Annotated in this window: 15 protein-coding genes, 1 pseudogene and 1 riboswitch; of the genes and pseudogenes, 9 read left to right on the top strand and 7 right to left on the bottom strand. The window is 62.3% G+C overall.

Annotated features, from left to right (window positions below):
• The 5 genes from ROSMUC_RS20815 to ROSMUC_RS05305 all read right to left on the bottom strand — a co-directional run.
• On the bottom strand, window positions 1–1,573 hold a 1,573-nt coding region (locus ROSMUC_RS20815), incomplete at its 3' end, for a calcium-binding protein (RefSeq protein ID WP_281256580.1).
• Window positions 1,574–1,785: 212 nt separating this feature from the next.
• A complete protein-coding gene (locus ROSMUC_RS05290) occupies window positions 1,786–3,981 on the bottom strand; it encodes a mechanosensitive ion channel domain-containing protein (protein ID WP_037270339.1) in 2,196 nt (731 codons plus the stop codon).
• 182 nt (window positions 3,982–4,163) lie between these two features.
• Window positions 4,164–7,619, bottom strand: coding sequence for a chromosome segregation protein SMC (gene smc / locus ROSMUC_RS05295; RefSeq protein ID WP_037270340.1), 3,456 nt, complete (start codon window positions 7,617–7,619; stop codon window positions 4,164–4,166).
• 271 nt (window positions 7,620–7,890) lie between these two features.
• On the bottom strand, window positions 7,891–8,481 hold the full coding sequence (locus ROSMUC_RS05300; protein WP_037270342.1) for a hypothetical protein: 591 nt from the start codon (window positions 8,479–8,481) through the stop codon (window positions 7,891–7,893).
• 4 nt (window positions 8,482–8,485) lie between these two features.
• A complete protein-coding gene (locus ROSMUC_RS05305) occupies window positions 8,486–10,867 on the bottom strand; it encodes a DUF1963 domain-containing protein (RefSeq protein WP_146005670.1) in 2,382 nt (793 codons plus the stop codon).
• Window positions 10,868–10,913: 46 nt separating this feature from the next.
• Here ROSMUC_RS05305 and ROSMUC_RS21550 point away from each other — a divergent pair, with 46 nt between their 5' ends.
• The 6 genes and pseudogenes from ROSMUC_RS21550 (at window position 10,914) to ROSMUC_RS05330 (ending at window position 14,675) form a co-directional block, all read left to right on the top strand.
• Window positions 10,914–11,042 (top strand): hypothetical protein, encoded by a 129-nt coding sequence (locus ROSMUC_RS21550; protein ID WP_281256581.1) that lies wholly within the window; start codon window positions 10,914–10,916, stop codon window positions 11,040–11,042.
• Window positions 11,039–12,022, top strand: a complete 984-nt coding sequence (locus ROSMUC_RS05310) for a DUF1963 domain-containing protein (RefSeq protein ID WP_037270345.1) — start codon at window positions 11,039–11,041, stop codon at window positions 12,020–12,022. The genes ROSMUC_RS21550 and ROSMUC_RS05310 overlap by 4 nt, the downstream gene beginning before the upstream one ends.
• A gap of 134 nt (window positions 12,023–12,156) precedes the next feature.
• Window positions 12,157–12,906, top strand: a pseudogene (locus ROSMUC_RS05315) (IS6 family transposase).
• Between the two features lie 118 nt (window positions 12,907–13,024).
• Window positions 13,025–13,249: riboswitch (cobalamin riboswitch) on the top strand.
• Window positions 13,250–13,282: 33 nt separating this feature from the next.
• A complete protein-coding gene (locus ROSMUC_RS05320) occupies window positions 13,283–13,447 on the top strand; it encodes a CbtB domain-containing protein (RefSeq protein ID WP_009816443.1) in 165 nt (54 codons plus the stop codon).
• 3 nt (window positions 13,448–13,450) lie between these two features.
• Entirely contained in the window at window positions 13,451–14,131 is a 681-nt protein-coding gene (locus tag ROSMUC_RS05325; RefSeq protein ID WP_037270347.1) for a CbtA family protein, read from the top strand.
• A 55-nt stretch (window positions 14,132–14,186) separates the two neighbouring features.
• Window positions 14,187–14,675, top strand: a complete 489-nt coding sequence (locus tag ROSMUC_RS05330) for a hypothetical protein (RefSeq protein ID WP_037270349.1) — start codon at window positions 14,187–14,189, stop codon at window positions 14,673–14,675.
• Window positions 14,676–14,679: 4 nt separating this feature from the next.
• Here ROSMUC_RS05330 and ROSMUC_RS05335 read toward each other — a convergent pair whose 3' ends face one another.
• Window positions 14,680–15,009: a DUF1636 family protein gene (locus ROSMUC_RS05335; RefSeq protein WP_037270350.1), complete on the bottom strand. Its 330-nt coding sequence runs from the start codon at window positions 15,007–15,009 to the stop codon at window positions 14,680–14,682.
• 71 nt (window positions 15,010–15,080) lie between these two features.
• Between ROSMUC_RS05335 and cobW the strand changes: the two genes are divergently transcribed.
• Together cobW and ROSMUC_RS05345 are read left to right on the top strand one after the other, a co-directional pair.
• Window positions 15,081–16,157 carry a cobalamin biosynthesis protein CobW gene (gene cobW / locus ROSMUC_RS05340; protein ID WP_037270352.1) on the top strand — a complete coding sequence of 359 codons (1,077 nt, stop codon included), beginning with the start codon at window positions 15,081–15,083 and terminating at the stop codon, window positions 16,155–16,157.
• Complete coding sequence (locus ROSMUC_RS05345; protein ID WP_037270354.1) at window positions 16,154–16,603, top strand: GNAT family N-acetyltransferase; 450 nt, start codon at window positions 16,154–16,156, stop codon at window positions 16,601–16,603. Before cobW ends, ROSMUC_RS05345 begins: the two co-directional genes overlap by 4 nt.
• Before the next feature lie 2 nt (window positions 16,604–16,605).
• On the opposite strand, the gene ROSMUC_RS20975 is transcribed toward ROSMUC_RS05345, so the two are convergent.
• Window positions 16,606–16,767 carry a hypothetical protein gene (locus tag ROSMUC_RS20975; RefSeq protein ID WP_037270356.1) on the bottom strand — a complete coding sequence of 54 codons (162 nt, stop codon included), beginning with the start codon at window positions 16,765–16,767 and terminating at the stop codon, window positions 16,606–16,608.
• A 92-nt stretch (window positions 16,768–16,859) separates the two neighbouring features.
• On the opposite strand from ROSMUC_RS20975, the gene cobN reads away from it, so the two are divergent.
• The gene (cobN, locus tag ROSMUC_RS05350; RefSeq protein ID WP_037270358.1) at window positions 16,860–20,567 is read left to right on the top strand and encodes a cobaltochelatase subunit CobN; all 3,708 of its coding nucleotides are present in this window, start codon (window positions 16,860–16,862) and stop codon (window positions 20,565–20,567) included.
• Window positions 20,568–20,571 lie beyond the last annotated feature (4 nt).

Genomic DNA, 20,571 nt, shown 5'->3' on the forward strand with positions numbered 1-20,571 from the left:
TGTCGTCATTGCCCGCGCCCGCGTCGATGCTGTCATTGCCAAAGCTGCCCGACATGCTGTCGTTGCCGTCACCACCCGAGAGCGTGTCATTGTCAGCCCCACCCGCGACCACGTCATTGCCTGCGCCGCCCGAAATCGAATCCGCGCCAAAGCCACCGCCGATGATGTCATCGCCGTCGCCACCGTCGATGGTGTCATTCCCCAGACCGCCGCCGATGTTGTCGTTGCCGGGGCCGCCCGCGGCCTGATCGTTGCCATCCGACGACGAGATCGAATCGTTGCCCGCCCCGCCGTCAACACTGTCATTGCCTGCACCAGCGGCGATCTGGTCGTTGCCATCCGTGCCCGTCAGCGTGTCGTCGCCATCTGTGCCGGTGATGACGCCGGTTGGTTCTGGCTCGACAAAGCTGCCCACCTCCAACTGCCCCAAGAACGCAGCATCTCCGGCAACACCAAAGAAGAGGATAGCGCCATCGGGATTGATATGCAGTTCGACGATGTCGGGATCGAAGCCACCTTCGACGCCGCCATCCACCACCACGATCTCTTCTTGAAACACACCATCTGCGTTGAAGCGGCGCACATGCAAATCAATGCTGCCGACAAACTCGTTGCCAGTCTGATAGGCCAAGGCGAAACCGCCATCGGACAAGGGGAACAACTCGGGCTCGAATTGACGCGCGGCGCGCTCCCCACCGCCATTTGCCATGAAGGCTGGGGTATTCCCCGTGCCATCGGGATTGAGGATCATCAAAGTCATCTCGCTGACACGGCTGAGCGCATCGGCGGAATCGTAAGTGTTCACGGCGATAACGATCCGCCCATCGGGCAGCCGCAGAATGGCGTAGTCGTCCAGCTCGCCAAAAATCGCCTCGGGGAAATAGGTATCATCCAGCAGAACGATCGGATCGCCGACGGCGGCAAGGTCCGCATCGACAAAGCTGCCATAGAGGAAATTGCCGGTGCTGGTGCGCGCGTCGGGATCGGTGTAGCCAATGGCGAAGAACCCACCGTCCGGCAATTCCACGGCCCCGGTGTTGATGATCGTCCCTGCGGTCATCTCTGCCGGGTCGATCCGAAAGATCGCATTTCCGATCGTGCCATCCGCAAAGATCTTGGCCATGACATTATGGACCAGCAGACCGCTGCCGTCAGGCAGGGAGATGACCGAACCCGGATCAGAGAACGACAGGTCTACCGGGGCAGTCACAACATTTGAAATCGCCCCCTGCGCGGTGATCGTGACGATAAAATCGGTGACAGTGTTCGGAACCACCAGGGTTCCGGTGTCGGGGTCGCGAATGCCATCCGTGCTCTCGTTCAGATAGATCACGGCACCGCCATCCGGCTGCGCAATCGAGAATTCGACGCTGTTGCGATAGAGCCCCACCTCTGCCTCTGGCAGCTCACCGACGCGCAGGCGCAGCGGCTCTCCGATGCGCACACCGGACGGATCATGGAGCGTGACAGTCTGGAAGTTCTCTGTCGTCCCGGCGGGAAAACTGGTCTCAAAGAAATTTTCAAAGCTGAGGAAGTTACCGTTCGACAGGCGCAAGACTTCGGTGGAATTCATTTCCGCTCCAATTTATTCAATCAAAGAAGTCGCCACGGAAATGCCGCTGCGACCACAGGTTTCAACATTGTGTTCAACAATGCCTCAGGTCTACATCACATCACGCGGCGGGATCCCGCCGCGTGACATGTTTGAAATTTCTCCTGTCAGAGCGATATGTCAACTGGGATTATCACATTCTTGTGATCGTCTTTTGAGCCATGGCATGCCGATCACGCTGCGGCATCTTTGGCGTCCATATCGACCCGGAGGCTCTGCGTGCGGCCTTGCTTGCTCTCGCCGAAATAGATCGTCTGATGTGGAAAGGGGATTTCGATGTTGCGGGCGTCAAACACCTCTTTCAGAACACCATTATACGCCCGCCCAATGCCCCATTGCCGACCCGGCACACATTTGATCCGGGCGCGTAGCATCACGGCGCTGTCGCCAAAGCTGTTGACGCCGAACCATTCCAGATCGTCGAGAATTCCATTGGCCTGATCGGGATCGCCCCTGAGCTCGGCAAAGGCGTCGAGCATCGCCTGTTTCACCTCGTCGACATTCTCGCGATACGCCACGCCCATATCGCAGACGAAATAGCCATAATCGCGCACATAGTTCGAGACCATGTCGACCGAGGAAAACGGGATGATGTGATAGACACCCTGCACATCGCGTAGGCTGACAGAGCGGATCGTCAGACGCTCAACGGTGCCGGTGACACCGCCAACCGTCACCACATCGCCCACGTTCATCGCATTTTCGAACTGGATGAAAATGCCGGTGATGATGTCCTGCACCATCTTTTGCGCACCAAAACCGATGGCCAGGCCCAGCACCCCGGCCGAGGCGAGAAGCGGCGCGATATCAAGGCCGATTTCAGCCAGCACGAACATCAGTGTGACCACGACAAGCGCAATCGTCGCGGCGTTGCGCAAGAGCGTCAGAAGCGTCTGTTCGCGAGCGGTGGCCACCTTGCCGAATTCAGGATTGAGCCGGTAGTCGACCCAAGACGTCAGCGCCAGCCACAGACCAAAGGCCACGAGCAACACTAGCGAAACCGACAGGATCATGCCCGTAAGCCGCAAACCGAACTGGCTGACCATCCAGCCGCGCAGATCGATGAGGCCAATGGCGTTGAAGGCCAGCAGCACGACCCCCGCAAAGATCACTGCGCGCAGCGCAAAGAGAACCTTGGGCAAAAAGGCATTGAGGCGCCCCTGCAAGAGCGGCACCCGCGCCGACATGCTGGGCGGCAGCATCACGCCGCGCGCCATGACGCGGCTGAGAAAGGTCGCGACCGAGAACCCGAGAAGCCCGACGACAAGCACCTGACCAGAGGCAAGAAAGGCCTGAAAGACCGCGTTGCCGGGGCGGATCAGCACGACCAGGAACATGGCCAAAAGATAGGCCAAGGCGGGCCAGTGCCAGTGGCGGGCAAGATAGGCAAGCGCCCCCTTGGGCGGCGTGGCATCCTCGGTCTGCGGGTCCAACAACCAGTCGGACACGGTGCGGCGATTGCGCAGCACCAACCCGATGGCAAGCATCAGAACCGCCATGGCGATCAACGCCGAAGTCGCCCGCCCGGCGGCAAAGGACACATTGCTGTTGAGGATCGGCACGATCAGCAACTGCCCATAGCCCACGATCCCGACAATAAGATTGATCCGCGTCGACAGATAGGACGCCGCCCGGTCAGGGATCGGCAGCGGCCGCAGCGCGGTTGCAGATGGCGAAAGCACCAGCCTGACCGCGACCTTGGCCATTTCCACCAGAAGGAAAGCGTTGAGATAGAGGGTCTGACGGATGCCGATCTGGCCAAATTCGCCCAAGGCCAGAATGGCAAGCGCATAGCCTGCCGCCCAGGCGATGAGCACGATCATCGCATCCGTAACGGCGGAGGCGAGAAAGAGCAGGATGGTTCGCGCCAGCCCACCGTCACGGGCCGACCTGCTCATGCGGGCATAGAGCGTCTTGCCAAAGCCACGCAGCACCAGAAAGGCCGCGACCGTTCCCGCGATCACCAGCGCAAGCTCGGCCAAGGCGTCGATCAGGACGGCGGCCTCACCTCCACTCAGCCCATCGAGCACGGCCGGAGCGCGGGCGATCTGACGGGCAAGGCTGGTCGTCCAATCGGCAAAATCCTCGGCGGCGGCCTGAGTGACCAGAGCGATCCGGCGGCCAAAGGACAGATCCTCAGGCAGCGGATCGGTGGGGGCTACGCTCTCGGCCTCGTCGGGCAGTCCGGCGGCGCGGAGCCGCTCGACAAGCTCGGTGCGGGCGGCGTCATCTTCGATCACGTCGATAAGCAATTCGACGCTGGAGCGCGCAAGCGCGGGATCGGCTGCACTCTGCCCCGGCTCTTGCGCCGTGGCCGCGGTGACGGTCAAGAACAAGGCAACAAGAAACTGCGCAAGAAATCGTAGCATGACAAAGGCTCTCCATGTCCCGTTTGATATTTGGGCACAAGGAAGCGCCCGCGAGGGCGCACCGCGATCTTTGCACAGCACACCGCGCCAATTGGCGTCAGGGCCGTAAAACCTATTGGAATCTGTGCTGGGGTCAAGGTTTGGGTGGGGTTACGCCACGCAAAGGGACGATGGTGCCCCGCTCAGGCGACCATCTGTTCCGCCTTCTTGAGATCCACCGAGACAAGCTGGCTCACGCCCTGTTCGGCCATCGTCACGCCAAAGAGCCGGTCCATCCGGCTCATGGTCACGGCATGGTGAGTGATGATGAGAAAGCGGGTTTCAGTGCGGCGGCACATTTCGTCCAAGAGATCGCAAAAGCGGGTGACATTGGCATCGTCAAGGGGCGCATCCACCTCGTCGAGCACACAGATCGGCGCGGGATTCGCGAGGAACACCGCAAAGATCAGCGCCAGCGCTGTCAGCGTCTGTTCCCCCCCCGACAAGAGGCTGAGCGTCGAGAGCTTCTTGCCCGGCGGTTGGCACATGATCTCAAGCCCCGCTTCAAGCGGATCATCGCTCTCGACCAGCACAAGATTGGCCTCGCCACCGCCGAAGAGATGGCGAAAGAGCAGGCTGAAATTGGAATTAACCGTTTCGAACGCCGTCAACAGCCGCTCGCGCCCCTCACGGTTGAGGCTGGCAATGCCGCTGCGCAGGGTCTTGATCGCCTCTTCCAGATCGGTCTTTTCCTTGATCAGGCTGGCATGCTCGGCCTCGACCTCCCTCGCGTCCTCTTCGGCGCGCAGGTTCACCGCGCCCAACGCATCTCGCTGACGCTTGAGCCGGTTCACATCAGCCTCGATCGCGTCCGAGGCGGGCATCACGTCAGGATCGACCGCGAGGCTCTGCAAGAGAGCCTCTGGCGTCTGGTCCAGCGTTTCATGTATCCGCTCGGCGGCATAATCGCGGGTCTCGCGCGCTGCATCGAGCCGCGCCTCGGCGCGGGCGCGCATCTCGCGCGCTTCAGACGCCAGCCGTTCGGCTTCGCGCTCGTCCAACGCGGCCTGACGCGCCACGCCCTCGGCGGTCGAGAGCGCATCGGCAGCGGCGGCGCGGCGCGCTTCGCTGCGGGTGATTTCCTCGCCCAGTTCGGCGCGCTTGGCGGCCAGAAGTTCGGGCGCGGCACTGGCATCTGCCAAGGCATCCTCCGACTCTTCCTTGCGCTCGACCAGTTCGGCGATACGCCGCTCTGCGGTCTCCAGACGATGACGCCAACCGCTGATTTCCTTGGTGATTTCCTGACTGCGGCGGGTGCGCCGCTCGCCCTCGCGGCGCAGTTCATCAGCCCCCGAGCGCTTGGTCATCATGGTCATGCGCGCGGCCTCGACGGCCATCTTGATGTCTTCGAGATCGGCGCGGGCGGCGCCCAGATCGCCAAGACCGGACAGTCCCTTTTCCGCCTCCGACAGGCTTTGCCGGGCAGTCATGGCCTCTTCGTCATGGCGCGTGACGGCAAGACCCAGCGACTCGAGCCGCGATCCGGCAAGGTTGCGATCCGCTTCGGCCCGGCTGAGGGCGCGATTGGCCTCGTTGACGGCGGCATCGGCGGCACGGCGCGCCTCGCGGGCGGCGCGGTCCTCTTCGGTGCGGCGGATCAACGCCTCGCGCAGGGCCTCGTGCCCGCGCACGGCCCCTTCCGCGCGCGCCGTTGTGTGCTCAAGCTGCTGCTTGAGTTCCTCCAGACGGTTGAGCTGTTGCAGACGCAGCGCGGCCGCAGAGGGCGCATCCTCGGCCCAGGCGCGAAAACCATCCCAACGCCACAAATCCCCCTCGGTGCTGACCAGCCGTTGACCGGGCTTCAAGAGCGGTTGCAGCCGGGCGGCATCCTCGGGATCAATCAGACCGATTTGCGACATCCGACGCGCCAGCACCTCGGGAACCGAGACATGACGGCTGAGCGCGGTCACGCCTTCGGGCAGGGGCTGCGGCGTGGCATAGGCAGGCAGCACGGTCCAGCCAGAGGGGCCATCGGTCTCGACCTCGGGGGCGCGCAGATCATCGGCAAGGGCAGCGCCCAACGCCTTTTCAAAACCCTGCTGCACCTGCAGGCGATCCATCACCTGCCCGCCCTCGGCGGTATCGCGCTGCACCAGCTTGGCCAGCGCCGTCACCTCGGCGCGCAGGGCCCCCAACTCGCCCTCGGCCTCAGAGCGGGCGGCGCGGGCCTCGGCCTCTTGCGCCTGTGCCTCGGCATGGGCCTCGTCGGCGGCGATAAGAGCCTGTTCTGCCGCCTCCGCGCGCGCAACCGCCTCGGCCTCGGCCTCATGCGCGGCGGCGTGGTCGGCTTCGGCACGGGTCAGGGCGGCGCGCAGGTCCGCTTGCGCGGCGCGAGCACGCTCGGCCTCGGCCTCGCTCTTGGCCAGGGTCTTGCGGCTATCTTCCAGCAGGCGTTGCGCGGATTGATGGCGCGCGGCAAGGCGGGCCATATCCTCGGTCATCTGGCTGAGGTCATTTTCCCGCTGTTGCAGGATTTGCGCCGCTTCGCGGGCCTCAGCCTGAGCCGCCTCGAGCCGGGCATCATGCCCCTCGGCCCCCTTGGCAAGCTCACCTGCCTCCCACTCCAGCCGGGCGATGGTATCGCCTGCGTCACGGTTCAGCCCCGCCTCACGCTCCATGTCGCGGACGAGCTGCTCGATTCGGCTGCGCAGGGTGGCGATGCGGTCTCGGGCGGTCGCCTCTTGCTCGGTCAGGGTGTCGCGCTGCACGCTCAGCCGTTGAAGGATCGCCGCGGCGATGGCCTCTTCCTCGCGCAGCTTCGGCAGCGCCTCTTCGGCCTTGGACCGGACCTTGGCAGCCTCGCGCGCCGCCGATTCCGCGCGGGCAGCGGCCGTGGTGCGTTCGCGCAACTCGTCCTCGGATCGGGCATGAGCCAAATCCGCCTCTTTCCAGCGGCGATAGAGCAGGAGCCCCTCGGCCAGACGCAGCTCCTCACCAATCTGCCGATAGCGCGCCGCCTGCTTGGCCTGCCGCGCCAATTGCGCCAGTTGGTTCGCCAATTGCTCGACCACATCGTCAACGCGGGTGAGATTGGTCTCGGCCCCGCGCAGTTTCAATTCGGCCTCATGGCGGCGCTGATAGAGGCCGGAAATACCGGCGGCCTCTTCCAGAATCCGCCGCCGCGATTTGGGCTTGGCGTTGATCAGTTCGGAAATCTGCCCTTGCCGCACCAAAGCGGGCGAATGTGCGCCGGTCGAGGCATCGGCAAAGAGCATCTGCACGTCGCGGGCGCGTACATCTTTGCCGTTCACCTTGTACGCACTGCCCACATCGCGCGTGATCCGGCGGGTGATCTCCAACTGATCGGCATCGTTGAACCCGGCAGGGGCCAGACGGTCGGAATTGTCGAGATGGATCACCACCTCGGCAAAATTGCGCGCGGACCGCGTGGCGGCCCCGGCAAAGATCACATCCTCCATCCCGTCGCCACGCATGGCGGTGGGACGGTTTTCCCCCATCACCCAGCGCAGCGCCTCAAGCAGGTTGGATTTGCCACAACCATTGGGACCCACAACGCCGGTGAGACCGCGCGCGATGATCAGATCGGTCGGGTCGACAAAGCTCTTGAAGCCGGTCAATCTGAGTTTCGAGAACTGCACCTGCGCGCGCGCCCTTTGTCCCGGGTGATTCCGTTATCATGAAATTGTGAGGTGTGAGGGGCCAGCCTGTCAACGATCAACCACAGGATATGGGGCAGTCGTGGGATTTATCCACATGATATTGGGCAAAGCACCGCCAATCCCCGCAAAAAGTGGTTCTGTTGCAAAGTTCTTCAGCGATAAGCATTTTATGCTGCATTGCTGAGATAAAGGGGATTGCAACAGAACCCGATAACTTTCTTAGGCGATTTGGACCGCCGCCACAGATTGTTCAAACCGGCAGCAGGTGGCACAAAGCATCCAACCGTTTCGTGATCGCCTCGCGGCGGTCAGCGAGCAGGAGCTCGGACGTCCAAAACAGACTCTGGTGTGTGAACCCCAGCAAGGGCTCGATCCCGCCGAATTCCTTCTGTCCCAGTAACCACCGCAAGAACCCGGTCTTCGGCGCGAGGTCGCCGGCCGCCTCACGGGCGGTGAACTCAGCCAACATGAGCGGCACGAGCTTCTCGAGACGCGCGGTAATGCCGGGCGCACCGCCAAGGCGCTTGGCCCGTTGCAGGGAATGAGGATAGCGAAACGCATGAGCGAGTTCTGGTTCCAGCTGCCGCTGCACAGCCTCCAGCACCAACTGTTCGGCATCTGCCAGCGTGTATTCATGCGTGCGTGAGGCTCCAACCAGCGTGCCTTGGAATGACAGGCTGCGCATACACGTGATCCCGAGATCGTGGACAGCCAACGCATTCAGCGCCAGCAGTGTGTCAAACAACTTTCCGCGACGCGCCTCGAAGCTCTGGATCAATGCTTGCTCCAGTTGATGCAGGGCGAAGTCGGCAATCTCCAGTCGGCCGAGGTCCTTGGTCAAGCTGTCACCATGCGATTTGGGCCCTGATCTTATCGAAACGGCGCGCCGTAAGGTCTTCAGGCGAAATCCAGATTTGCAGCGCACTGCAATCCCCCCAGAGCGTCGTCAATCCGTAGCCGGTGGCGAGGGTCAACAACAGTAAATCCGTCTTTGCGACGTTCTGGGGGTCTTTCGGTCCGAACAGGACGTGCGGGACCGGGGTGTGCCGCTCAGATGGGAACTCCGTGCTGCTGCGATCATAGCGCATCTGCTTTGCTGCCAGCGATCGGATCTCTGCGGGGATGTCGTCTGCTGTATCGTCATGTAGCGTGAAATGGCGCGTGGCGCGCAGCGGCGGCATGGCAAGGGGCTCGAGCGTGCTGACAAAAGCGTCATGCAGATCAAGACGCCAGTCCCGCTCTGCCGGGGTTTCTTGCGCTGTTTCGACCGGCAATGTGGCACCTGCCGCATCCAGCGATGCCAGCCAGGCGCGATACTCTGCGGCGATCTCGGAGGGGATGTGGCCCAGCGGATCCTGATGCATGACGCGCGCGGCCCAGGCCCGCACATCGCCGTCCAGGTCGCTGCCCCACAGAGTCTCTCGGGCCCGGGCCGCCTGCTCAATTCTTTCGTCGACGTCTTCGTCGTCCTTGATGAAACGATATTGCCCGAAATAGAAGTAACTCTCCATGCATTCCTGGATATCGCTCCATCTCCAAGGAAAACTCCGTGGCACCAACTGCACGCCCCGTGCCAGGGCATACTTATCTTCGGCCTTGTTCTCGATGAAGGCCGAAGCCCAGTTGGGCAACTCCTCCAGCACAAGAGCGACGCCATCTTCGGCCAGAGGGTCGGCGGGCAGCGCTTGTTCGAGGGCCGCCTTTTGCAATGCCTCCAACTCATCACTGTATTCGGCGCTCTCGGTACCGACATAGGGAACCGGTTCAAAGGGCAGGCGCGGCTCCCAGTTGGGGGCCTGAAGTGGCACATCCGTTTCGGCTGGACGCTTGCCATAATCGCGACGGAAAATGCCCAAAGACGTGCGGTTCCATCCGCTGTCTCGCAATGGCGCAAGTGCCGCGGGCGGCGCGACGGGCGCAAGATGGGACACGGAGTCGGCCGTGTAGATCAGGCGCACAGTCTCTTCGTAAAAGGCGTCGGCCACGGCATCCAAGAACAAGAACAGCGTGCCTTCGTTCGGGATGTCGGGAAGGGTGAAGCCGTCAACGGATCTAGGCAGCGTGGCGCAGTCCAGTTGCATCAGGAAATGCAAGGGCCGTCCGTCGCTGGTGCAAGGCCATTCAAGCGATGCCGGCAGTTGTGGCCAACCGCAGAATTGGTTCGCCGTGGTTCGCTCACCTGGCACAAGGGGTTTCAGGATCAGCCCGGCGCGCCGCTCCATGTTCGCCGGAAGAGCGGGCAGCGCGGGCTGACGCGGCTTGGCAAACCAGCGCCCGGCGCGGTTCACTCGTTCAAAGCGCACTTGATGGTTGTCAAAGTCACGGGCGCGTAAATCTTGGCGCGACACCACGAAATGCATCACATAGTCATCCGAAACCAGATCGAGGTTGCAGGCAGAATTATGCGCCAATTGGAACAGCAATACCTCGTTATTGTGCTCTGACGCCTTTGCAAGCTCATAGGTCTTGCGGGCATGTACCAGCGAATCTGCGCGACTGCGGTCCAGGGTCAGGGATTTCAGAAGTTGCAGGCGCGGCGCATACCCAAGCATTTGCAGTGGACGGATGCCATCCTCAGCCGTGGTCGCCGACGGCTCAACGCGCATCGCATCATAGAGCGGCTTTGGGTCCGCATCCGGGTGCGAGTCAAAGCTGTGAGGCGTCAACGCGACGGGCGCGAAATATCCGGTTTGCCCTGTGCCCGAATAAGCTTTTGGTTGTTTTCCCAGAAGTCGGGACAAAATGCCCTGCGGTTCCGGCTTGGGTTCGACCTTCAATTCGATGTTTCGTTGGGCATGGGAATATTCACCCAAGGGCGGCGTCTCTGCCGGATGCTCGACCGGCGCCCGCCCAGGCTTTGGTGCGTAAATGATCTTGGACGCGCCGTCGTCTTCGCCCAGTGAAGGCGCGCCGCGTTGGTCATAGTTCCCAGTGATAAACAGCCAGAGCATCCCCTCCGCCGGAAAATCAGGGTCGACGCGAGGGACCTCGGCACAATCGATCTGGAGCACGTGATGCATCGGACGCCCGGCGGCATCCATTGGCCAGGGCATATCAGTCGGAAGATTAGGATGGCCGCCAAAGCGAGACATGTGGTGGGAGGGGTTCTCCGATGAAGTCGGAACCAAAGCGACAGCAGGGTGGATCAAATGAACTCTCCAAGAACGAACTAATACCTGACTTGCACAGGATCGTTGGCTTGGGATTGTGTTGATTTTTCGAAACAAATGAGACTTCAAAGAGGATGCGTACCGCCATCGGTTCGTTCAGGGTTTGATCGACTTCTACCCCGATGCGCTATTGGGGCTTGACGACGGCGACAAGGCCAAGTTCTGGATTTCACGCGACGACCTGTCGCTTGGGCATTTCGACGATGTATTCTTGCTGGGAGGACAATCATGATGGCTGACGCGTCACAGAGAAAAATCCGCTTCTCCGTGGCAGGAACGGCACATATGCAAGCCGTCCTTTCGGAGCACTTCGCGCGTCCGGTCGAACCGGCTGAGGTTGGAATCCTTGCTGGCAAAATGGGCCAATTGGACCCGACCACTCGGGGTGTTCTCAAGAGCGCTTGGGCAGAGGCGACAGTTATGCCGGTTGATCAGGTTGAACTGGGCCGAATGCTGGAGGAGGCGCGCTGCGAAGGGGTGTTGCTGCGCAAGACGACGGATCGGTTTCGCGCGGGGCGGTCTTGGCTTATGGGCGCGCCGACGCTGCCACTGGAAATCGATTGGCCGTCCGCGACCTTGCCGGGCGGCGCGACGGTCACGCTCGATTTCGTGGCGCAGCTGGACCTCGGCCATGTGCCCTCCAGTGGCAAACTCCCCGCCGAGGGTTTGCTGTTCTTCTTTGTCGACCTTACATCGCCGCTGGACGACATGTATCGTGCGGCGAGGGTTATCCATGCCGCATCGGTTCCGGAAACATGTCCGATACGTGTAAATGAGTCCGCGCCGGCAAGGTCCGAAGCCGTTTCGATCCGATTCCAGCCCATGGCCGGGTATAACAGCGGCCTGTTTCGGAACCAGGCTTTCGAAAAGGCCGCGATGGGCCTGACGGCCCCAATCTCTGCGCGATTTCGAGAAACTCGGGACGAGGTCGTTTACGAACACAGCGGGGGCCTCGTGTCTCGTGTTCTGGGGAGGAAAAAGGTCGATATTCGCCAATACCTCCACACCCTATTTCTCGGGCCGGATTTTGGGAGATGGCAGGATTTTGATGACGCCGACCGAGTGCCGCTTTTGACTCTCGATACCGAAGACCGTGATGATCTAAACTTGCCGGACCACATCCTGCACGGATGGCCCTTGACCTTTGCCATTCAAGAAAGGGCGCTGTCGGCGCACGATTTTGACGTCGTGACTGCGTTGTTGAGAGAGTGAAAGGGATGGAGCCGACCAATGCAGTCGCGGCGTTGGGGCGAGCAGTCTGGGCACTAGGGGCATAGGAAGGTTCTGTTGCAAAGTTTTTCAGCGGCAAGCATTTTGTGCGGCACTGCTGAGACAAGGGGTGTAGCATGAGCGACATCAAAGGCCGTCATTCCCGAGGTGAAATCGTGCTTTGGGCTGTGCGTTGGTACTGCCGCTACGGGGTTAGCTATTGTGCCCTTGAAGAGATGATGGCCGAACGAGGTCATCGGGTTGACCGCTCTACGATCTACCGCTGGGTTCAACACTATGCCCCCGAGATCGAGAAGCGCTTGCGTCGGCAATGGCGGCACCCTCGATCGGATAGCTGGCGGGTAGATGAGACCTATATCAAAGTCCGTGGGAAATGGGCTTATCTCTAGCGGGTCGTCGACGAATTCGGGGACTTGATCGACTTCTATCTTTCCCCGACGCGTAATACGAAAGCTGCGAAGCGCCTTCTGGCCAAGATGCTGAAAGGCTTGGAGCACCCGCGCGTTAGCAACTCCGACAAGGCGCCGACTTATGGCGCTGCGCGGGCTGAACTCATGCAAGAGGGTAAATGCGCAAGCGACGTTCGGCACCGTCAGGCCAAGTATATGACCAAAGTCGTTGAGGCTGATCACGGCAGGCTCAAGCAGCTGATCAAACCGGTGCGTGGGTTCAAGACGATGAAAACCGCCTATGCCACGAGCAAGGGTTTCGAGGTGATGCGGGCCCTGCGCAAAGGGCAATCACGCAGCTTCAATTTGATCGGCGACATCAACGGCGAGGTGCGTATGATCAAACGCTCTTTTGGCTTGGGCCCCTGCGGTCTCGCGGAGGCAATGTCTATGCTCGAACTCCGTCTCGCATCATAAGACCAATGGCGAAACTGGTTCTTCTCGCTCTCCGGAAAGGATTGCAACAGAGCCAAAAAGAATGCCGCAGATTGCTCCTCAGCGGTCGCAATCCTCCTTGACGGGGTGGCGCACAGCCTGCATACCAAAAGGGCAAGGTTCCTCGTTTGGGTGCAAAGCGCCTCGGGGATGAAATGGGAATGACGTGCCGGTGGACCCAATCAGGGCGCCCATGCGTCAGCCGCCCCCGCGACTGTAAGCGGCGAGCCCCTGCCAGATGCCACTGAGGTGTAAAATCCTTGGGAAGGCGGCAGACAGGCGACGACCCGCGAGCCAGGAGACCAGCCCTGCGTTCGTCAATCCCGCCTCGGGTGAGAGGCGCAAAGGAGATACCGCCATGACCGCATTGGTTCAAACCGCTGCAAAATCCACCGTCCTGCCCTTCGTCGCAGCCCTGTTTCTGGGCCTCGGCATCGTGACCGTTGCCGGCCATGTGCAGGCCTCGGCACTGCATGACGCCGCGCATGATGTGCGCCACGCGACCGGCTTTCCCTGCCACTAACGCATGTTTTCAAAAATCGCGACCAGCGCGTTGTTCGCTGGTTTCTGTGCAGGGCTGATAGCCGCCCTGTTGCAGATCGTTTTCATTCAGCCGGTGCTGTTGCACGCAGAGCTGTATGAAGGGGGCAGTCTTGTGCATTTCGGGGCGGAGGCGGTCAGCGCCACGCCCGAATTGCCGGGCTTTGACGTGATGCGCGACGGGCTGAGCATCCTCTTTTCGGCACTGATCTATGTCGGTTACGGGCTGGTTCTGGTGGCCTGCATGGGCTTGGCAGCGGAGTATGGCGTGCGTATCGACACGCGCAGCGGCATCGTCTGGGGTGTGGCGGGCTTTGTCGCGCTGCATTTCGCCCCCGCAGCATCCTTGCCGCCAGAGGTTCCGGGCGTGGCCTATACAGACATCACCGCACGTCAAATCTGGTGGTGGGGCACGGTGATTGCCACAGCGGTCGGGCTAGGCCTGATTGCTTTTGGCAAAGGGCCCGTGATGCTGGTCGTTGCGGTGGCGCTGTTGGCTGCACCGCATCTGATCGGCGCGCCCGAACCGGAGGCCTTTACCGGCCCGGTGCCGCCGGAACTGGCCGCGCTCTTTGCCGCGCGTGCCCTTGGCGTGGGGCTTGCGGCGTGGGTCTGTCTGGGTGCCTTGGCCGGGTATTTCTGGCAACGCGAGAACGCAGCCGCCTGACATCTCAAAACCCCGGCATCACGGTGCCGGGGTCATTCGACAGGAGACAGGAACGATGGCCAAACCACTTGCCTTTCTCGGCATCGGCCTTTTTTTCGGCACGGGGCTAGGCTTTCTGGTCGCCGCCACATCCGGCGCGCAGCTTGAGGGGCATGACCACGACCATGGCGCGGCGGTGCATGACCACGCAGCACATGATCATGGCGGCGCACATGCGACCCTGACCGAGGCGGGCACGCCCGCGCCGGTGCTGCGCCTTACCCTGCACCCCGACGGGGCGCAGAGCCGCAACCTGCATATCGAAGTGGAAAACTTTACCTTTGATCCCGAGGGTGTGAACGGTCCGGTCATACCGGGGCGTGGGCATGCGCATCTCTATCTCAACGGGATCAAGATCGCGCGCGCCTATGGGCCTTGGATGCAGTTGGATGCGCTGCCGGTTGGCACGCATGAGCTGCGCGTGACTTTGAATGCCAATGACCATACGCAACTGGCCGCAGGAGGCGTACCCATAGAGGCCACGATTGCGGTGGTGATCGAATGATCCCTCAGCCCGGCACGCGCCCGATCAGGCAATGCCGGAGCCGTCCGGCAGGGCGTGCATCCTCGATCCAGCCATCGGCGCAGGCAGCATATAGCGCGGCAAAGGCCAGCGTATCCTCTAGATCGATCGTCGGGTCGATGTCGCCAAAGAGATACGTGGCCTTGCCCGCTGCGGAAAACGCCACACTGAGCGGACGGCCGCAATTGGACATGCAGTCATGGTCCTGCACCGTGAACTCCATGCCCCGTTCGCTGAAAGCCGCGCGCAAACGGGCCGCAAAGCCCTTGCCATCCGTGCCCTCGCACGTAGAACAGACCACAATCCGGTGCGTCATCGCCGATCCCCTTTTACACCGGGCTTAGGCCAGCCGCCCCGCCCGATGCAAGCCCCTGAAGGAGCCAAGACATGCAAGCCAAGATCCCCGCCACCGTCGTTACCGGATTTCTCGGGGCCGGCAAGACCACGCTGATCCGGCACATGCTGGAAAATGCGGGCGGCAAGCGCATCGCGCTGATCATCAACGAATTCGGCGATCTGGGCGTGGATGGCGATATCCTCAAGGGCTGTGGGATCGAGGCCTGTTCGGAAGAGGATGTGATGGAATTGTCCAACGGCTGCATCTGCTGCACCGTGGCCGAAGACTTCATCCCCACCCTGCAAAAGCTCTTGGACCGCGAGCGTGCGCCCGATCACATCGTGATCGAGACCTCGGGTCTGGCGCTGCCGCAACCGCTGGTGCGGGCCTTCAACTGGCCCGAGATTTCGACGCGGGTGACGGTCGATGGCGTGGTGACGGTGGTCGATGGCAAGGCCGTGACCGAAGGCCGCTTTGCGCATGACGTGGCGGCGGTGGATGCTCAGCGCAAGCTGGATGAGAACCTTGACCACGAAACGCCTCTGTCGGAGCTCTTCGAGGATCAGATGGCCTGCGCCGATATGATCGTGATCAACAAATCCGACCTGCTGACCGAAGACGAGCGTGCGGCGCTGAGCGCGCGGCTGCGCGCAGACTCGCGCAATGGCGTTCAGGTTGTGACCGCGACCATGGGGGCCCTGCCCATCGAGGTGCTTTTGGGGCAAGGTATCGGGGCCGAGGCGGATATGGAAGCGCGGCACGAGCTGCACCATCATCACCACGACCATGACGACGACGATCATCACGACGACGAGGACCATGATCACCACGATGATCATGACCACGACGCCTTTGAGAGCTTTGTAGTGACGCGGCCCGAGATCAGCGATCCGGCCAGCTTTGCCCGTCAGGTCACAGAGGTAATTCGCGCCCATGACATCCTGCGGCTCAAGGGCTTTGCCGCAGTGACAGGCAAACCGATGCGCCTGACCATTCAGGCCGTAGGGCCGCGCGTGGACAGCTATTTCGACCAACCCTACGGAGCCGGTCCGCGCCAGACGCGGCTGGTGGTGATCGGTCAGGCGGGTCTGGATCGGGCTGCAATCACCACCGCACTCTCGGCATGATCATCGTCGAGGCGGCAGACCCAAGGCATCCAGAGGCCAGCGCGCTCTTGCGGGCGAGCCATGCGCTGATGGAGTCGCTCTTTCCGCCCGAGGATAACTTCTTTCTCGACATCGACGCGCTCTGCGCGCCTGATATCCGCTTCTTTGCCGCGCGCAGTGCGGCGCGGATCGTCGGCACCGGTGCGCTTGCGCTACGCGATGGATATGGCGAGGTGAAATCCATGTTCGTGGCCGAGGCGGCGCGGGGACAGGGCGTGGCAGACGCCCTGCTGCGCCAGATCGAGGACGAGGCGCGCGCGCACGCTTTGCCCTGCCTGCGTTTGGAAACCGGGAATTTATTACACGCGGCCCACAAGCTCTATGCACGGCATGGTTTTGCAAGACGAGGCCCGTTCGGGGACTATCCCGACGCCCTCTCGTCCATCTTCATGGAAAAGCAGCTATGAGCCTATTTCGTGGCTTTCTCGGCCTTCGCCTTGAGGCGGGCAATCAGCTCTTCCTTCGAGGGGCGCTTGCCGAACGGGTTCTTGTCGGTGCCCGGCGCGTTATGCTCTTTGTGACGCGGGATCTTGCTGCCCTTTTTGGAGGCGCCCAATGCGTTGTAGTCCATGGCTCTGCCCTTTCGGCGATACGCCCCGACAGGGGCAGCTGTGACGCTGCTCTTGCCGCAAATCGCAGCCCCGTTCAAGCTGGAACCGCCTGATGCATCTGCTCGCCGCCACCCCCGGTGCCATCGAGGATGGCAAAGACCCCGTTGATCTGGGCCAGACGCCCGCCGATGTGATCGTTATCTCTGCCGCTGATACCGAACTGGCAGCGCTGAGCGAGGCGCGTGGCGAGTTGGAAGAGCCGCCCAGTCTGCGACTGGCAAACCTCAGCCATTTGCAACACCCGATGTCGGTCGATCTGCATCTTGATCAATGCGCCACGAAATCGCGACTGGTGATCGCGCGGGTTCTGGGCGGTGTAGGCTATTGGAAATACGGGGCCGAGCAATTTGCCGCGCGCCTGCATGAGGCGGGCGTGCCGCTGGCGCTCTTGCCCGGCGATGACAAGCCGGATGCGGAACTGCGCGGTCTGTCGACGGTCTCGGACGCGGATTACGATGCGCTTTGGGCCTATCTGGTCGAGGGCGGGCCAGAGAATGCGGCGAACTTCCTGCGCTATGCCCGCTCCGTGCTGGAGGGGGGCGAGAGCCCTGCCGCCGCCAGCCCGCTGTTGCGCGCGGGCGTCTATTGGCCGGGGGCCGGGGTCGCGGGCCTCAGCGCCGCGCAAGAGGTGTGGCAGGCGGATCAGCCCGTCGTGCCGGTGATCTTCTACCGCGCTTTGGTGCAGGGTGCGGGGCTGCACCCGATCAACCGTCTGGTGAAATCACTCTTACGGGCCGGGCTCAATCCGCTGCCGATCTTTGTCGCCTCGCTCAAGGACCCGGTATCGGTGGCAACGCTGGAGCATCTGTTCGGCATTGCCCCCCCATCGGTCATCCTCAATTGCACCTCCTTTGCCGTCGGCTCGCCGCATGCGGGCGACGATAGCCCCGAGAACCCGCTCTCCATGCCCGCCGCCAATGGTGCGCCGGTGTTTCAGGTGGTGCTTGCAGGCACATCGGAAGAGGTCTGGGCCAAGGGGCTGACCGGCCTTTCGGGGCGCGACATCGCGATGAATGTGGCCTTGCCCGAGGTAGATGGCCGCATCCTGAGCCGCGCCATCAGCTTCAAAGGCGAGGCGTTTTTCGACGAAGCCACCGAATGCCCAATCGCCACTTATCGCGCGGTCGGCGACAGGGTGGATTTTGTCGCGCAATTGGCCGCGAATTGGGCCAAGCTGCGCCAGACGCCCGCGCCCACGCGACGGGTGGCACTCATCCTTGCCAATTACCCGAACAAGGATGGGCGTTTGGCCAATGGCGTGGGTCTCGATACGCCTTCGGCCACGGTCCATGCCCTGCGCCTGATGGCCGAGGCGGGCTATTCTGTGATCAATCCCCCCGAGGATAGCGATGCGTTGATGCGGGCGGTGATGGCGGGGCCGACCAACTGGCTGACGGATCGCGCCAGCCGCGAGGGGGGCGAGAGGCTGTCGCTCGATACCTACCGCGAGCATTTTAACGCCCTGCCTTGGGATCTGCGCGAGGCGATGATTGCCCGCTGGGGTGCACCCGAAGACGATCCTTTCATCGTTGCAGAACTGCGCGACTCCGACGGCCCCGCCTTTGCCCTGTCGATCCTGACCTTCGGGCATATCGTGGTCGGGCTGCAGCCCGCACGGGGCTATAACATCGACCCGACCGAGACCTATCATTCCCCCGATCTGGTGCCGCCGCACAATTACCTCGCCTTCTATATCTGGCTGCGCCATCATTTTGGTGCGCAGGCGATCGTGCATATGGGCAAGCATGGCAATCTGGAATGGCTGCCGGGCAAGGCGCTGGCACTCAGCGCCGAATGTTGGCCCGAGGCGGTGCTGGGGCCGATGCCGCATGTCTATCCGTTCATCGTCAACGATCCCGGCGAAGGCACGCAGGCCAAGCGGCGCGCGCAGGCGGTGATCATCGACCACCTGACCCCGCCCCTCACCCGCGCCGAGACATACGGTCCGCTGCGCGATCTGGAGGCGCTGGTAGACGAATACTATGAGGCCGCCGGAGTTGATCCGCGCCGCATCGCCCATCTGCGCCGCGAGATCCTGACGCTGAGTGCTGCCACCGGGCTCGACAAGGACGTGGGCATGTCGGGCACGGATGAGGCGGGCGATCTGGCGCGGCTCGATGCCTATCTCTGCGAGTTGAAAGAGGCGCAGATCCGCGACGGGCTGCATGTGTTCGGGCAGTCACCGACGGGTCGATTGGAAGTCGATTTGGCTATCGCTCTGTCCCGTGTGCCGCGCGGGAACGGAAAGGGTGGCGATGCCTCGCTGATCCGGGCTCTGGCCCTGGACCACGGCCTGAGCATTGATCCGCTCGATTGCGACATGGCGGCCCCTGCGGCTGAAAAACCGCTGGCTTTGGCAGACCTCAGCGCCGATCCATGGCGCAGTAATGGTGATACGGTCGAACGGTTGGAGCTGATGGCGCAGCGCCTCTTGGCGGGGGATGATCAAGAGGCCGGACCACATACTGCGGCGGTTCTGTCAGAGATTGCCACGCGCATCCGCCCTGCCATTGCGGCCTGTGGGCCGGGCGAGGGCGCGGGGCTCTTGCGTGCGTTGGACGGACAGGCGATTGCTCCCGGACCCTCGGGCGCCCCCACGCGCGGGCGGCTCGATACCCTGCCAACGGGGCGCAATTTCTATAGCGTCGACAGCCGCGCCGTGCCCACACCGACCGCTTGGGCCTTGGGCTGGAAATCCGCCAACCTATTGATTGAAAAGCATCTGCAGACCCATGGTGATTGGCCACGCGCCCTGCTGATCACGGCGTGGGGCACGGCCAATATGCGCACCGGTGGCGATGACATTGCACAGGCGCTGGCGCTGATGGGGGTCAAGCCGACATGGGATGCCGCCAACCGTCGCGTGACCGGATTCGAAATTCTGCCTGAGGGCGTGCTGGGGCGGCCACGGGTGGATGTGACCCTGCGCATCTCTGGGTTTTTCCGCGATGCCTTTCCACAACTCATCGCGCTGTTCGACAGCGCGGCGCGGGCCGTGCAGGGGCTGGACGAGACCGAGGACAACAATCCCGCCGCCGCGAGAGCGCGGAGCGAGGGCGTTGCACCGCGTATTTATGGATCAAAACCGGGGGCTTATGGCGCGGGTCTGCAGGCGATGATCGACGAGCGGCTGTGGGCGGACAAGGCCGATCTGGCAGAGGCATACCTCACTTGGGGCAGCTATGCCTATGGTGCCAAGGAGGCGGGCACACCGGACCGCGCGGGCTTTGAAACGCGGCTGAAACAGACCGACGCCATCGTGCAGAATCAGGACAACCGTGAGCATGATCTGCTTGATTCTGATGACTATTATCAGTTCGAGGGGGGGGCTGCGGCGGCGGTCAGCACCTTGCAGGGGCGCGACCGGCCGGTTTACCACAATGACCATTCCCGCCCTGAACGGCCGGTGATCCGCACGCTCGAGGATGAGATCGGGCGGGTGGTGCGATCCCGCGTGGTCAATCCGAAATGGATCGAAGGGGTCAAGCGGCACGGCTACAAGGGCGCGTTCGAGATTGCCGCGACGGTGGACTATCTCTTTGCTTTTGCAGCAACAACTGGCGCCGTGCGCGGGCATCACTTTGATCTGGTCGAGGCCGCGTTCCTAGAGGATGAGGACACGCGGGCCTTTATCGCGGCGCATAACCCCTCGGCCTTGCGCGAGTTGGCGGAGCGGCTGGCAGAGGCCATTGACCGGGGGCTGTGGATGCCCCGCTCCAATTCCGCGCGGGCGCGGATTGATGCGGCGCGGGGACGGTAGAGCG

The organism is Roseovarius mucosus DSM 17069, from assembly GCF_000768555.3.
Classification (GTDB): Bacteria; Pseudomonadota; Alphaproteobacteria; order Rhodobacterales; family Rhodobacteraceae; genus Roseovarius; species Roseovarius mucosus.

Bases quoted from the DNA above. Each gene is read 5' to 3' on its own strand.
- ROSMUC_RS05330 (WP_037270349.1), top strand. From the start codon at position 14,187: ATGGCCAAACCACTTGCCTTTCTCGGCATCGGCCTTTTTTTCGGCACG.
- ROSMUC_RS05345 (WP_037270354.1), top strand. From the start codon at position 16,154: ATGATCATCGTCGAGGCGGCAGACCCAAGGCATCCAGAGGCCAGCGCG.
- cobW (WP_037270352.1), top strand. From the start codon at position 15,081: ATGCAAGCCAAGATCCCCGCCACCGTCGTTACCGGATTTCTCGGGGCC.
- cobN (WP_037270358.1), top strand. From the start codon at position 16,860: ATGCATCTGCTCGCCGCCACCCCCGGTGCCATCGAGGATGGCAAAGAC.
- ROSMUC_RS05335 (WP_037270350.1), bottom strand. From the start codon at position 15,009: ATGACGCACCGGATTGTGGTCTGTTCTACGTGCGAGGGCACGGATGGC.
- ROSMUC_RS05325 (WP_037270347.1), top strand. From the start codon at position 13,451: ATGTTTTCAAAAATCGCGACCAGCGCGTTGTTCGCTGGTTTCTGTGCA.
- ROSMUC_RS05290 (WP_037270339.1), bottom strand. From the start codon at position 3,981: ATGCTACGATTTCTTGCGCAGTTTCTTGTTGCCTTGTTCTTGACCGTC.
- ROSMUC_RS05310 (WP_037270345.1), top strand. From the start codon at position 11,039: ATGATGGCTGACGCGTCACAGAGAAAAATCCGCTTCTCCGTGGCAGGA.
- ROSMUC_RS05320 (WP_009816443.1), top strand. From the start codon at position 13,283: ATGACCGCATTGGTTCAAACCGCTGCAAAATCCACCGTCCTGCCCTTC.
- ROSMUC_RS20975 (WP_037270356.1), bottom strand. From the start codon at position 16,767: ATGGACTACAACGCATTGGGCGCCTCCAAAAAGGGCAGCAAGATCCCG.